The organism is Bacillus sp. COPE52, from assembly GCF_003355115.1.
Classification (GTDB): Bacteria; Bacillota; Bacilli; order Bacillales; family Bacillaceae_G; genus Bacillus_A; species Bacillus_A toyonensis.
Window position 1 is genome coordinate 1649731 of record NZ_CP031292.1, and the last position, 12462, is coordinate 1662192.

Annotated in this window: 14 protein-coding genes; 13 read left to right on the top strand and 1 reads right to left on the bottom strand. The window is 36.8% G+C overall.

What is annotated here, in order from left to right; genetic code table 11:
• Positions 1-54: 54 nt before the first annotated feature.
• On the bottom strand, positions 55-867 hold the full coding sequence (locus DPQ31_RS08380) for a flagellin N-terminal helical domain-containing protein (RefSeq protein WP_098688501.1): 813 nt from the start codon (positions 865-867) through the stop codon (positions 55-57).
• Positions 868-1123: 256 nt separating this feature from the next.
• On the opposite strand from DPQ31_RS08380, the gene DPQ31_RS08385 reads away from it, so the two are divergent.
• The 13 genes from DPQ31_RS08385 to DPQ31_RS08445 all read left to right on the top strand — a co-directional run bounded on the left by DPQ31_RS08385 (position 1124) and on the right by DPQ31_RS08445 (position 12454).
• Positions 1124-1870 carry a lytic transglycosylase domain-containing protein gene (locus DPQ31_RS08385; protein ID WP_208731770.1) on the top strand — a complete coding sequence of 249 codons (747 nt, stop codon included), beginning with the start codon at positions 1124-1126 and terminating at the stop codon, positions 1868-1870.
• 62 nt (positions 1871-1932) lie between these two features.
• Entirely contained in the window at positions 1933-2157 is a 225-nt protein-coding gene (locus DPQ31_RS08390) for a flagellar motor switch protein FliN (protein ID WP_000775712.1), read from the top strand.
• 14 nt (positions 2158-2171) lie between these two features.
• Positions 2172-3158 carry a flagellar motor switch protein FliM gene (gene fliM / locus DPQ31_RS08395; RefSeq protein ID WP_208731771.1) on the top strand — a complete coding sequence of 329 codons (987 nt, stop codon included), beginning with the start codon at positions 2172-2174 and terminating at the stop codon, positions 3156-3158.
• A 10-nt stretch (positions 3159-3168) separates the two neighbouring features.
• A complete protein-coding gene (fliN, locus tag DPQ31_RS08400; RefSeq protein ID WP_000680016.1) occupies positions 3169-3528 on the top strand; it encodes a flagellar motor switch protein FliN in 360 nt (119 codons plus the stop codon).
• Positions 3529-3540: 12 nt separating this feature from the next.
• The gene (locus DPQ31_RS08405; protein ID WP_000121176.1) at positions 3541-3861 is read left to right on the top strand and encodes a hypothetical protein; all 321 of its coding nucleotides are present in this window, start codon (positions 3541-3543) and stop codon (positions 3859-3861) included.
• Positions 3858-4616, top strand: a complete 759-nt coding sequence (locus tag DPQ31_RS08410) for a flagellar type III secretion system pore protein FliP (RefSeq protein WP_001220583.1) — start codon at positions 3858-3860, stop codon at positions 4614-4616. The genes DPQ31_RS08405 and DPQ31_RS08410 overlap by 4 nt, the downstream gene beginning before the upstream one ends.
• Positions 4617-4649: 33 nt before the next feature.
• A complete protein-coding gene (locus DPQ31_RS08415; RefSeq protein WP_001098085.1) occupies positions 4650-4925 on the top strand; it encodes a flagellar biosynthetic protein FliQ in 276 nt (91 codons plus the stop codon).
• Positions 4926-4939: 14 nt separating this feature from the next.
• Positions 4940-5701, top strand: coding sequence for a flagellar biosynthetic protein FliR (locus DPQ31_RS08420; protein WP_098054877.1), 762 nt, complete (start codon positions 4940-4942; stop codon positions 5699-5701).
• Between the two features lie 10 nt (positions 5702-5711).
• Positions 5712-6758 carry a flagellar type III secretion system protein FlhB gene (flhB, locus tag DPQ31_RS08425; RefSeq protein ID WP_208731772.1) on the top strand — a complete coding sequence of 349 codons (1047 nt, stop codon included), beginning with the start codon at positions 5712-5714 and terminating at the stop codon, positions 6756-6758.
• A gap of 23 nt (positions 6759-6781) precedes the next feature.
• Positions 6782-8848, top strand: a complete 2067-nt coding sequence (gene flhA / locus DPQ31_RS08430; RefSeq protein WP_000475628.1) for a flagellar biosynthesis protein FlhA — start codon at positions 6782-6784, stop codon at positions 8846-8848.
• 14 nt (positions 8849-8862) lie between these two features.
• The gene (gene flhF / locus DPQ31_RS08435) at positions 8863-10173 is read left to right on the top strand and encodes a flagellar biosynthesis GTPase FlhF (protein ID WP_000446160.1); all 1311 of its coding nucleotides are present in this window, start codon (positions 8863-8865) and stop codon (positions 10171-10173) included.
• 43 nt (positions 10174-10216) lie between these two features.
• Positions 10217-10990, top strand: a complete 774-nt coding sequence (locus tag DPQ31_RS08440; RefSeq protein ID WP_208731773.1) for a flagellar basal-body rod protein FlgG — start codon at positions 10217-10219, stop codon at positions 10988-10990.
• 165 nt (positions 10991-11155) lie between these two features.
• Positions 11156-12454 carry an NtaA/DmoA family FMN-dependent monooxygenase gene (locus DPQ31_RS08445; protein WP_208731774.1) on the top strand — a complete coding sequence of 433 codons (1299 nt, stop codon included), beginning with the start codon at positions 11156-11158 and terminating at the stop codon, positions 12452-12454.
• Positions 12455-12462 lie beyond the last annotated feature (8 nt).

A 12462-nucleotide genomic window follows, 5' to 3' on the forward strand; every position in this document is an offset into this window, starting at 1 on the left:
AAATAAACCCCTCCGCAAGCAGAGAGGTTTATTTTTGAAGTTAACTCAAATGGCTTATTGTAATAATTTAGACACCATTTGTGGAGTTTGGTTTGCTTGAGAAAGCATGCTGATACCAGCTTCGTTTAAGATTTTGAACTTAGTCATTGCAGACATTTCTTTCGCCATGTCAGCGTCTTCGATTTGAGAAGCAGCAGCTGCCATATTTGTTGCTTGGCTAGTTACGTTGTTTAAGTTATGATCTAAACGGTTTAATTGAGAACCAAAAGTTGCTTTTGCGTCAGCAATTTCTTGAATAGCAGTATCAAGAGCTGTGATTTCAGTTGGTGCAGATGTAGCATCTAAATCTGTAGCTAATGTACCAGTTGTTAAAGCTTTTGTATCGATAGCTGCGATTTCCATTGTATCTCCTGAAACATCAGAAAGTTGAATCGTGATATTCTTACCACTAGCACCATCTAAAAATGCGTTACCGTTGAAATTTGTTTTTTCAGCAATATGATCAATTTCCTCTTTTAATGCTTTATACTCTTTGTTCATAGATGCGATATCGTTATCGTTATTAGTACCGCTTGATGCTTGTGTTGCAAGGTCACGCATACGAAGTAAGATGTTTGAAACTGAACCTAATGCAGCGTCGCCAGTACGTAAAGCAGACATAGCGTCTTGTGTGTTACGAGCACCAACGTTTAAGCCGCCTTCTTTTGCACGCATACGAGTAGCGATTGCTAGACCTGCAGCATCGTCAGCCGCACTGTTGATTGATTTACCGCTTGATAAACGATTCATAGCTGTATTCATTTTGTCTTGGTTTTGGCGCATGTACTCTTGTGTACGCATGCTGTTAATGTTTGTATTAATTCTCATGTTAAGAACCCCCATTTTTTTATATTGACTTTTCTGCAAATTGAAAAACGGTAATATGCGAAAAAATCAATTTCGAGATTTATTGTAATCCCTGTCATAGCGGGTGTCAACTAAAAATTCGAATTAATAAATATAAAAAAATAACAGTTTAACAATATATTCATTTTTTTATTACATAATTATTAAAAGGATTATTGCAAACTTTAAAAAAAAACTCTAATATTAGATTATCTTTGTTTACTGAAAAGGTGATATTATGGTAGTTGGAAATATAGTAAAAGAAGTGCTTGCATATAAGAAAGGACAAATTCAGCAAAAGCTAAGTAGTCCACAAGCATTCGTTAGTAGTCGTTTTCAAGAGAAGTTGCAGAGTGAACCTGCGAAGGAGACAAAGGGTACTACGCAGCCGGCAAATATAGAAGATATGAGTCAGCCGGAACAATCTATTCATAAGGTAGAGGAAGTGAGTAAGCCTGAAGAAAAGGCTGAAACGAAGAAAGCAGATGAAGTGCAAGTCGCGCAAAAAGAGTTTGAACGACGTTTCCCAGAAACGAAAAATGAGGCTGTTGATACGTGGGAATTAACGAAGAAGTATAATATTCAAAAAATACGTTCTTCCAATGAAGGGAAGTATGAGGATATTATTGATCGCGTTAGCCGTACATATGGAATTCCGAAAACGTTAATTCAAAAAATGATTGAAGTGGAGTCTAATTTTAATCCGAAAACGGTGTCACATGCAGGGGCGATGGGACTTATGCAACTTATGCCAGCGAATGTGAAGGAGATGGGTGTGAAGAATCCATTTTCACCAGCTGAAAGTATTGAAGGCGGCGTGAAAGAGTTAAGCGGTTATTTAAAGAAAAATAACGGCGACTTAGTATTGGCGCTTGCTTCATATAATGCTGGTCCTGGTAATGTGAGAAAGTACGGAGGCGTACCACCGTTTAAAGAAACGCAAGGATATATTAAAAAAATATTAAATATCGACGTTTCAAGATAAGAAATTTCATATATAGAGAGAACATGAAATTTTCGTGAACATGATATGGGAGTTGGCTAGATTTGAAATTACAAGATGATATTCCGTTAACAATTTATTTTGAAATCGGAAATACGAAAAAGAAAATTGAAGATCTGCTTCATATTACGAAAGGTACATTGTATCGTCTTGAAAATTCAACGAAAAATACGGTGCGTCTTATGCTTGAGAATGAAGAGATTGGAACCGGAAAGATTTTGACGAAGAATGGGAAGATGTACGTTGAAATCGTTGAATTGAAAAGGTAGGGAAGGGGATTGTCATGAGTGGCGAAAAATTAAGCCAAGAGCAAATTGATGCCCTGCTGAAGGCGGTAAATGAAGGCGAGGAAATGCCAGCTTTTGCACAAGAAGCAGGGAAGCAAGAGAAATTTCAAGAGTATGATTTTAATAGACCAGAGAAGTTCGGTGTTGAGCATTTACGTAGTTTGCAAACGATTGCTTCTACGTTCGGAAAACAGACGTCACAGACGTTGTCAGCGCGTATGCGTATTCCGATTGAGCTAGAGCCTTCAACAGTTGAGCAAGTTCCATTTACGAGTGAGTATGTGGAGAAAATGCCGAAAGATTATTATTTATATTGCGTAATTGATCTCGGTTTACCAGAGCTTGGAGAAATTGTTATTGAGATTGATTTAGCATTTGTTATTTATATTCATGAATGTTGGCTTGGCGGGGATAGTAAGCGTAACTTTACGATGCGCAGACCGCTAACGGCGTTTGAGTTTTTAACGCTCGATAATATATTCTTGCTTCTTTGTAAAAATTTAGAGCAATCATTTGAAAGTGTTGTTGCGATTGAACCGAAGTTTGTAACGACGGAAACAGATCCGAATGCATTAAAGATTACGACAGCGAGCGATATAATTTCGTTACTAAACGTAAATATGAAAACAGATTTTTGGAATACGACGGTGCGTATCGGGATTCCGTTCTTATCTGTTGAAGAAATTATGGATAAGTTAACGTCTGAAAATATTGTCGAACATTCTTCAGATAAACGTAAAAAGTATACGTCTGAAGTGGAAGTGAAAGTAAATCAAGTGTACAAACCTGTTCACGTTGCGATTGGTGAGCAGAAAATGACAATGAGTGAGATTGAACAAATTGAAGAAGGCGATATTATTCCGCTTCATACGAAAGTTTCGGATGAATTACTTGGTTATGTAGATGGAAAGCATAAATTTAATTGTTTTATTGGGAAAGATGGAACGCGTAAGGCGCTCCTATTTAAAAGTTTTGTAGAGTAGGAGGATCCATATGAAGCATGAAGTATCTCCTGTGTCCTTAATGGGATTAGAAGATTTTGCAGGAAAACGAAATGAAGTGAGTAAAGCACATATAGATACTGTTTCAGATATTTCGATTGAACTTGGTGTAAAGCTTGGGAAGTCATCTATTACGCTCGGTGATGTGAAGCAGTTAAAAGTTGGCGATGTTCTTGAAGTAGAGAAAAACTTAGGACATAAAGTAGATGTGTATTTAAGTAATATGAAGGTCGGCATCGGTGAAGCAATCGTAATGGACGAGAAGTTCGGCATTATTATTTCTGAAATTGAAGCTGATAAGAAGCAAGCTGCGCTTATGAAGGCGCAAAGTCAAATGCAAGATAAAGAGTAGAGGAGGAGTCATATGTCGTATATGACGACCTTATTTCAAGTCGTTTTACTGTTTGGTGCGCTCGGTTACGGTGCATATTATATGACGAAAAAGACGCGCAAACAGCAGTTTTTTAAGCAAGGTGAAAATGGCCATATTCAAGTAAAAGACGGTGTATATTTAAACCATCAAACGAGTGCTTTTTTATTTGAAGTGGATGGCAAGCAAGTATTCACTGTTATTAGTAATAACGGTGTGCAGTCTGTGCAATTAACAGGAACAGGAAATCAGTTTCAACAAGCGCTAGAAGACGCGGTGAAGAGTGAAACGAAAAAAGTAGAGGATCCATCATGAGAATAAAGAAACAGTTATCATTATTAGCCGTTATTTTCGTATTTTCTATCGTTTTTTCAATTATTTTTGTAAATCCAGCGTATGCAGCCCCGAACGGTTTTATTAATTTCGAAAATGGAAAAGAGTTTACGAGTAATTCAAGTGTACAGTTATTTGCACTCGTTACCCTTCTATCATTATCTTCTTCTATCGTTCTTTTATTTACGCATTTTACTTATTTTATGATCGTTCTTGGAATAACTCGTCAAGGACTTGGGGTAATGAACTTACCACCAAACCAAGTGCTTGTTGGACTTGCTTTGTTTTTATCACTATTTACGATGCAACCGGTGTTAGGTCAGTTAAAGAGTGATGTGTGGGATCCGATGACGAAAGAACAAATAACAGTAAGTCAAGCTGCGGAGACGACAGCTCCGATTATGAAAGATTATATGGCGAAACATACATATAAGCATGATTTAAAAATGATGCTGAAAGTACGTGGTGAAGAGTTGCCGAAAGATTTGAAAGATCTTTCGTTATTTACGCTCGTACCATCCTTTACGTTAACGCAAATTCAAAAAGGATTATTGACGGGGATGTTCATTTATTTAGCGTTTGTTTTTATTGATTTAATTATTAGTACACTTTTAATGTACCTCGGGATGATGATGGTACCGCCGATGATTTTAAGTTTACCGTTTAAAATACTCGTTTTCGTATATTTAGGTGGATATACAAAAATCGTCGATATCATGTTTAAAACGGTCGCCTGAAGCGTTTGATGCTATGTGATAGGAGTCATATAAATGAATACGTCACCAATTATAGATATTTTTCAAACCTTTTTTTATAAAGGGGTTATGATTTTAATGCCGGTTGCCGGTGTAAGTATGATTGTCGTTATTATCATCGCTGTCATTATGGCGATGATGCAAATTCAAGAGCAAACGCTGACGTTTTTACCGAAAATGGCGAGTATTGTGCTCGTTATTATCATTTTAGGTCCGTGGATGTTTCAAGAGTTAACGACGCTTATTTTAGATTTATTTGATAAAATTCCGTCGCTATTGCGTTCGTACTAAGATAGGTGAACTGAATGAATATGGAATTATGGGCGGCGACGTTTTTTGCGTTTTGCCGTATTACTTCATTTTTATATTTTTTACCGTTCTTTTCAGGGCGATCGATTCCTGCAATGGCAAAGGTTACATTTGGGCTTGGTCTTTCGATTACAGTGGCCGATCAAGTTGATGTCTCTCACATAAAGACAGTTTGGGAAGTCGCAGCTTATGCAGCAACGCAAATTGTAATTGGAGTATCCCTTGCAAAAATTGTAGAAATGCTGTGGAATATTCCGAAAATGGCCGGACATATTTTAGACTTTGATATCGGTTTATCACAGGCTAGTTTGTTTGATGTAAATGCAGGATCACAGTCTACTTTACTATCAACAATTTTTGATATATTTTTTCTCATTATTTTTATTTCACTTGGTGGCATTAACTATTTCGTTGCCACGATTTTAAAGTCGTTTCAATATACAGAGGCGATTTCAAAATTGTTGACGACTAGTTTTTTAGATAGTCTACTCGCAACGTTATTATTTGCGATTACATCAGCGGTCGAAATTGCTTTGCCGCTTATGGGCAGCTTATTCATTATTAATTTTGTTCTTATTTTAATCGCAAAAAATGCACCGCAATTAAACGTTTTTATGAATGCGTACGTGATTAAAATTACATGTGGTATTTTATTTATTGCGATGAGCGTACCGATGCTCGGTTATGTGTTTAAAAATATGACAGATGTATTACTGGAAGAGTATACGACACTATTTAACTTTTTCTTAACGAAGTAGGGGGACGCGTATGGCAAAGGATAATAAAACAGAAAAGGCCACCCCGCAGAAGCGTAAAAAATCGCGTGAAGAAGGGAATATTGCCCGGAGTAAAGATTTAAATAATTTATTTTCCATTCTCGTATTAGCAGTTGTCGTTTATTTCTTTGGGGATTGGCTCGGTTATGAGATTGCCAATTCCGTAGCGGTGCTGTTTGATCAAATCGGAAAAAATACAGATTCGACCGAGTATTTTTATTTAATGGGGATTTTGCTATTAAAAGTATCGGTTCCTATATTAATACTCGTATATGCTTTTCATTTATTCAATTATATGATTCAAGTCGGTTTCTTATTTTCTTCTAAAGTCATTAAGCCGAAAGCATCACGTATTAATCCGAAAAACTATTTTACGAGACTGTTTAGTCGTAAAAGTTTAGTAGATATTTTGAAATCACTGTTTTATATGGGATTAATCGGTTACGTTGCGTACGTTCTTTTTAAAAAGAACTTAGAGAAGATCGTGAGTATGATTGGATTTAACTGGACTGCGTCACTTACTGAAATTATTAGGCAAATTAAATTTATCTTTTTAGCTATTTTAATTATTTTAATCGTTCTTTCCATTATTGATTTCATTTATCAAAAGTGGGAGTACGAGCAAGATATTAAGATGAAAAAAGAAGAAGTAAAACAAGAGCATAAAGATAATGAAGGGGACCCACAAGTAAAGGGAAAACGAAAAAACTTTATGCATGCCATCTTGCAAGGGACCATTGCGAAAAAGATGGATGGTGCAACGTTTATTGTAAATAATCCGACGCATATTTCAGTCGTACTTCGTTACAATAAACAAGTTGATGCGGCGCCAATTGTCGTTGCAAAAGGGGAAGATGAGCTCGCATTATACATACGAACGCTTGCCCGTGAACAAGAAATACCGATGGTGGAAAACCGTCCGCTCGCTCGTTCTTTATATTATCAAGTCGAGGAAGATGAGACGATTCCAGAAGATTTATACGTAGCTGTAATTGAAGTTATGCGCTATTTAATTCAAACGAATGAACTTGAAGTATAATAGCGCGTTTGGAGGGGATCTCTTTGTTTAAGATGGATTCTGCAAGAACCTATTTTTCTATCTTTTTAGCAGCGTCATTCGTTGTGGCGCTCCTAATTCCACTTCCACCATTTGTACTTGATATCGTTATCGTTTTTCTACTAAGTATGTCAGTACTTATTTATATGCGAGCGACAAGTATTAACGAGTGGGATGAATTAAAGTCATTTCCGACGATGTTGTTATTAATCGGGATTTTCCGCGTATCGATTAACGTTTCGACGACGCGAGCGATTTTAACAGACGGAAATGCGGGTCATGTTATTGAGGAGTTCGGTCAGTTCGTAATTGGCGGAAACTTATTAATTGGTATCGTTATTTTTATCGTATTAATCATTTTCCAGTTTATCGTTGCAAACGGTGCATCTCGTACCGCTGAAGTAGCAGCTCGTTTTACACTTGATTCTTTACCAGGGAAACAAATGTCTATCGATGCGGATTTAAACCAGCGAATTATTTCAGAAAAAGATGCACAAGCAAAACGAAAAAAATTAAATATGGAAACAGAGTTTTACGGGGCGATGGATGGTGCCGGGAAGTTCATTAAAGGGGACGTTATTTTCGGGATTGTCATTTTATTCGTAAATATCATCTTCGGTTTAATTGTCGGAATGATGCAGCAAGGAATGAGCTTTGCAGATGCGGCTCTTCATTATACACAGTTAACTGTCGGTGACGGAATTGTAAACCAAATCGGTTCGTTAATGCTTGCGATTTCAACAGGTATTATCGTAACGCGTGTATTTGATGGTTCACCGGATACGGTAACAGAAGGAATCTTTAAAGAGTTATTAGCGCATGAAGTTGTTGTATATGCGCTCGGTGGTTTGTTTATCGCAATGGGTATTTTTACTCCGCTACCATTCCTACCGTTTGCTCTCGTTGGTGGAACAATTATCTTCTTAGGAATTCGCAATAAAAAGCGAATAAAGAAAGAGAAAGAAGACGAGCTCCAAAAAGAATTAGAAATGATTCAAGGCGAGGATGAGCAATTACAACAAGTGGAAGATTCATTTGGAGTCTTTACAGATAAATATCCAATTATTGTAGAACTCGGTTTAGATTTAGCGGCACTTGTAAAGCAGAAAATTAATGGGGAAACAGCTCGTGATAAAGTTGTTCTTATGAGGAAATCGATTATTACTGACCTTGGTATTAACGTTCCTGGCATTAACTTTAAAGATAATACGAGTTTTAGACCACGTGGTCGTTACATTATTCGTATTAAAGGTGCGAAGGCGGCTGAAGGTGTTTTAAAATCAGGTTATTTATTAGCACTAAAAACACCGAACGTAATGGCTGATCTAGATGCAGAACCAGCGAAAGATCCAATCTTCGGTGAAGATGGATATTGGATCTTAGAGCATATGGTGCAAGATGCGCAAATGAAAGGCTATCAAGTGTTAGAGCCACTTAGTATATTAATTACACATTTAGATGTTGTCGTTAGACGTAATCTTCATGAGTTAATTCAGCGTCAACATGTGAAAGACTTAATTAACTCGCTTGAAAATGATAATGGCGTTTTATTAGAAGAGATTAAGAAGAAAGAAATCGATTTATCACTCGTTCAAAATGTTATTAAACAACTTCTAAAAGAAGGTATTTCAATCCGTGATTTACCAACGATTATTGAAGGTATTATTGACGGGAAAGAAGTGTATCAAAATCATGTTGATGGTGTAACGGCATTCGTCCGTGAATGTATTTCAAAAGTTATTTGTGAAAATGCGAAAAATCCGGACGGGAAAATTTATGCGGCGCTTTTCTCTGATTCAATAGAGCTAGATGCGGATGTTGTGAACAATTCCTATCAAGGTTACTTATTAAACTGGGATTTAGATTTAGAAACACGTGTCATTGAGCAAGTACAGCGCGTCTTTAAACAAGCCCGTTTAATGGGAAGAGAGCCAGTGTTATTAACGCGTAGAAAAGATTTCAGATTTGCGATTGTAAGACTGCTAGAACGTTATCAAGTGGAAGCACAAGTACTGTGTATTAGCGAATTAGCACCAGAAATTGTTGTAGATCAAATTGCCTATATTGAATAGTAGGGGGTGAAGTAATGGAAAGTACAGAAAAGAAAGAAGCGTTAATGCGAATAAAAGCAGCTTCGAAAAATGAATTGTATCGAAAGTTATTTGACCAATATGGTACAGATTATTATTACGTTGTCGATGAAAGTGTAAAACGAAATATCCCGTTTTTTTGGAAAAAGGATTATGAAATGTTGGTTGCTTTTCCAGAGGATAAACAGGAAGAAGTGAATGAAGGAACAGCACAATTTCATGAACAATTAATGGATGTTGTGAATGATCCTTCAGAACAAATTGTGAAGGCGAATGGAATTCAATCAGTACTGCACAATTTAGAAAACGTAACGACTTCTATGTCATACGCGGCAATGCAAACAGGAAATAGTGAAGAATGGGCAAGAAAAAAAGAGAAACTATTAAAGCTGTTTGAAAAAGGAATCGTCGTGGTGAAACAGACGGAAGAAACGAAAGTAACGAAAAAGCAAAAAGTTGTAAAACAAGTCGTTCCGGCGAAGAAAAAAGAAGTAGTTGCAAAGAAAGAAAATCAAGAATCTGTACCGTTTATTATTCAAAAAGTAATTCGGATGCTAGAACAAAACGATGTAGAACAATATTTCATTCATGCATATGCTGAAAAGTTAAAAGTGAAGTTTGAAAATGCAACGATGATTACAGAAGAGGAAGTAATCGGGTATATATTGGAAGATATGAGATCTCACTTCAACACTGAAAATGTATTTGAAAAAGAAGTACAAACAATTGCATTAATCGGTCCAACTGGCGTTGGGAAAACGACGACGCTTGCGAAAATGGCATGGCAATTTCACGGTAAGAAAAAAACGGTTGGCTTTATTACGACGGATCACTCTCGCATTGGGACAGTACAGCAACTGCAAGATTACGTAAAGACAATTGGATCAGAAGTAATCGCTGTGCGTGATGAAGCGGCAATGACAAGAGCACTTACGTATTTTAAAGAAGAAGCACGCGTCGATTATATTTTAATAGATACAGCCGGAAAAAATTATCGTACGTCAGATACAGTAGAAGAAATGATTGAAACGATGGGACAAGTAGAACCAGATTATATTTGTTTAACGTTATCAGCTTCTATGAAAAGTAAAGATATGATTGAAATTATTACGAACTTTAAAGATATTCATATAGATGGTATCGTGTTTACGAAATTTGATGAAACAGCAAGTAGTGGCGAATTGTTGAAAATTCCAGCAGTTTCATCAGCTCCAATTGTATTAATGACAGACGGACAAGACGTAAAGCAACATATACATATCGCTACAGCTGAACATTTAGCGAAGCAAATGTTACAAACATCGTAAGAAAAGAGGTGAAGAATAAGGTGGTTGCCTTATTCAAAGGAATATGAACGGTCTTTATATAGGTTCTATGGGAATGATGAATTACATGCAGCGTATTAATGTTCATTCGAATAACGTTGCAAATGCCCAAACGACAGGATTTAAAGCAGAAAATATGACTTCTAAAGTATTTGATGTACAAGACACATATCGCCGCGGAGATGGGGCTGTGACAAATATCGGTTCGGTCGATTACGCTGTAGTACCAGCTGCGACACATGTGAACTTAGTACAAGGAAATGTACAAATTACAAATAGTGCTACAGATTTCTTTTTAGATGACGGTGCGGCAGTCACATCATCATTTTTCGTTACATCTAAAAATGATGAAACGTTTTTAACGAGAGACGGAAGCTTCACATTAAATAGTGATCGTTATTTGCAAACATCTTCAGGTGCTTTCGTAATGGGAGAGAATAATGAGCGTATTCGTATTCCAGAAGGAGCAAAGGTTGCTGTACAAGCAGATGGTACATTATATGATGAAGTAACACAGAATAATATTGCCCGTTTGCAAACAAAAACAGTAGATGCAGAAACAAATGCTCGTCTCGTGCAGCGTGAAAACAAAAGCTTTACACTAGCAGAAGGAAATATTGCTAATTTACCGAACGGAACAGGAATAGTAAAAAATCATATGCTAGAAAATTCAAATGTAGATATGACGAAAGAGATGGCAGATCTTATGTCGAGTCAAAAAATGATTCAAGCATCTCAGCGTATTATGACTTCATTTGATAAAATTTATGAAAAAGAAGCGAATGAAATATTGAGATAAAGGAGACTTCCCGTTAAGGGGAGTCTTTTTTTTGTTGCTTTTATTACAGTTACAACATAAAATGATAATCATTATCATTTTATGTTGTTTAATAAGAATGGAAGTTGTGATGGTCGTATCAATTGTTTAACTAGGTGAATTAAAAACGAAGGGGAAGGTGTATTTATGTCTACTAAAAAGAAACTTTGCATTGGATTATGTTTAATTTCTAGAAAGAAAGAACAAGAGAGTATGTTTAATTCAGGGATAGATGAACAAGTAGAGTTGGCACTACAGGCAGAAGAGGCTAAGTTAGATTTTGTTTTTAAAGCAGATTATTTAGTGGCGCACCCGGATTTAATCGCTCGTAATAAGGGGAATGTAATGTTAGATCCGACATTATTATTTACTGCTATTGCGTATGCAACAGAAAAAATTGGAGTGGTTACGACTGCCTCCACATCGTTTTATCCACCATACATACTTGCGAGGCAATTACAATCTTTAAATTGGATTAGTAATGGCCGAGTAGGTTGGAATATTGTCACATCCATTGATGGTGCAGAAAACTTTGGTGAGACAGGGATGCCGCCATCTGAGGAACGATATGCGAAAGCTGCCGAATGTACAGAGTTAGTAAGGAAACTTTGGAGAAGCCATCCTTATGAAGTTTTGAAAGTAGATAACACTGAAGTCATTAGAGAGATGGTAAAGCCTATTGAGCACAGTGGTGAATACTTTGAGGTGAAAGGACCACTTAATATTCCGCAGCATATTTCAGGAGAAATGCCATTATTTCAAGCGGGTGCTTCAGAGGCTGGCCGGAATTTCGCTGCTTCTGTTGCGGATGCGATTTTCGCCGCGATGCCAGATATAGAATCAGGAATCGAACTTCGTCAAAATTTAAGAAGAAGAGCAGAAAAGCATGGCCGAAAGCAAGATGATATACGGGTATTACCTGGATTGTATTTCTTTATCGGTGATACATATGAAGAAGCGCTAGAGATGCATAGGCAAGCTCATCAACATCTCACAATGGAGAAGAGATTGGCTTTACTTGAAATGGTACTCGGATTAGATGCTAGAGGAATTCCACTAGAAAGTAAGATAAAGGAAGATATGTTGCCAAGTAGAGAGCAAACTGTACGCAGTAAAACACATGCCGAATTATTACGGAATTTCATCATTAAAAATGAACCAACTGTTGAACAAATACTAGAACGACCAGAAGTTGTTGGTTCTGCTCATTGGGTTGCGATTGGTACACCACAAGATGTATTCAGGAAAATTATGGAAAGATTTGAAGCAGGAGCACTAGATGGATTTATTGCAATTCCAGGTGGGCCTCAGAAATCATTGGATCTATTCTTTAGTGAAGTTATTCCGTTATTTGTGAAGGCGGGTGTATTTAGGGAAGAATATACAGGTTCAACTTTGCGTGAACATTTAGAGGGGACTTCATTAAATACTTTGCTGTTAAAATAAGTGGAATA

Bases quoted from the DNA above. Each gene is read 5' to 3' on its own strand.
- DPQ31_RS08410 (WP_001220583.1), top strand. From the start codon at position 3,858: ATGAGAATAAAGAAACAGTTATCATTATTAGCCGTTATTTTCGTATTT.
- DPQ31_RS08380 (WP_098688501.1), bottom strand. From the start codon at position 867: ATGAGAATTAATACAAACATTAACAGCATGCGTACACAAGAGTACATG.
- DPQ31_RS08385 (WP_208731770.1), top strand. From the start codon at position 1,124: ATGGTAGTTGGAAATATAGTAAAAGAAGTGCTTGCATATAAGAAAGGA.
- DPQ31_RS08415 (WP_001098085.1), top strand. From the start codon at position 4,650: ATGAATACGTCACCAATTATAGATATTTTTCAAACCTTTTTTTATAAA.
- flhF (WP_000446160.1), top strand. From the start codon at position 8,863: ATGGAAAGTACAGAAAAGAAAGAAGCGTTAATGCGAATAAAAGCAGCT.
- DPQ31_RS08440 (WP_208731773.1), top strand. From the start codon at position 10,217: ATGAACGGTCTTTATATAGGTTCTATGGGAATGATGAATTACATGCAG.
- fliM (WP_208731771.1), top strand. From the start codon at position 2,172: ATGAGTGGCGAAAAATTAAGCCAAGAGCAAATTGATGCCCTGCTGAAG.
- DPQ31_RS08445 (WP_208731774.1), top strand. From the start codon at position 11,156: ATGTCTACTAAAAAGAAACTTTGCATTGGATTATGTTTAATTTCTAGA.
- fliN (WP_000680016.1), top strand. From the start codon at position 3,169: ATGAAGCATGAAGTATCTCCTGTGTCCTTAATGGGATTAGAAGATTTT.
- DPQ31_RS08420 (WP_098054877.1), top strand. From the start codon at position 4,940: ATGAATATGGAATTATGGGCGGCGACGTTTTTTGCGTTTTGCCGTATT.
- flhB (WP_208731772.1), top strand. From the start codon at position 5,712: ATGGCAAAGGATAATAAAACAGAAAAGGCCACCCCGCAGAAGCGTAAA.
- DPQ31_RS08405 (WP_000121176.1), top strand. From the start codon at position 3,541: ATGTCGTATATGACGACCTTATTTCAAGTCGTTTTACTGTTTGGTGCG.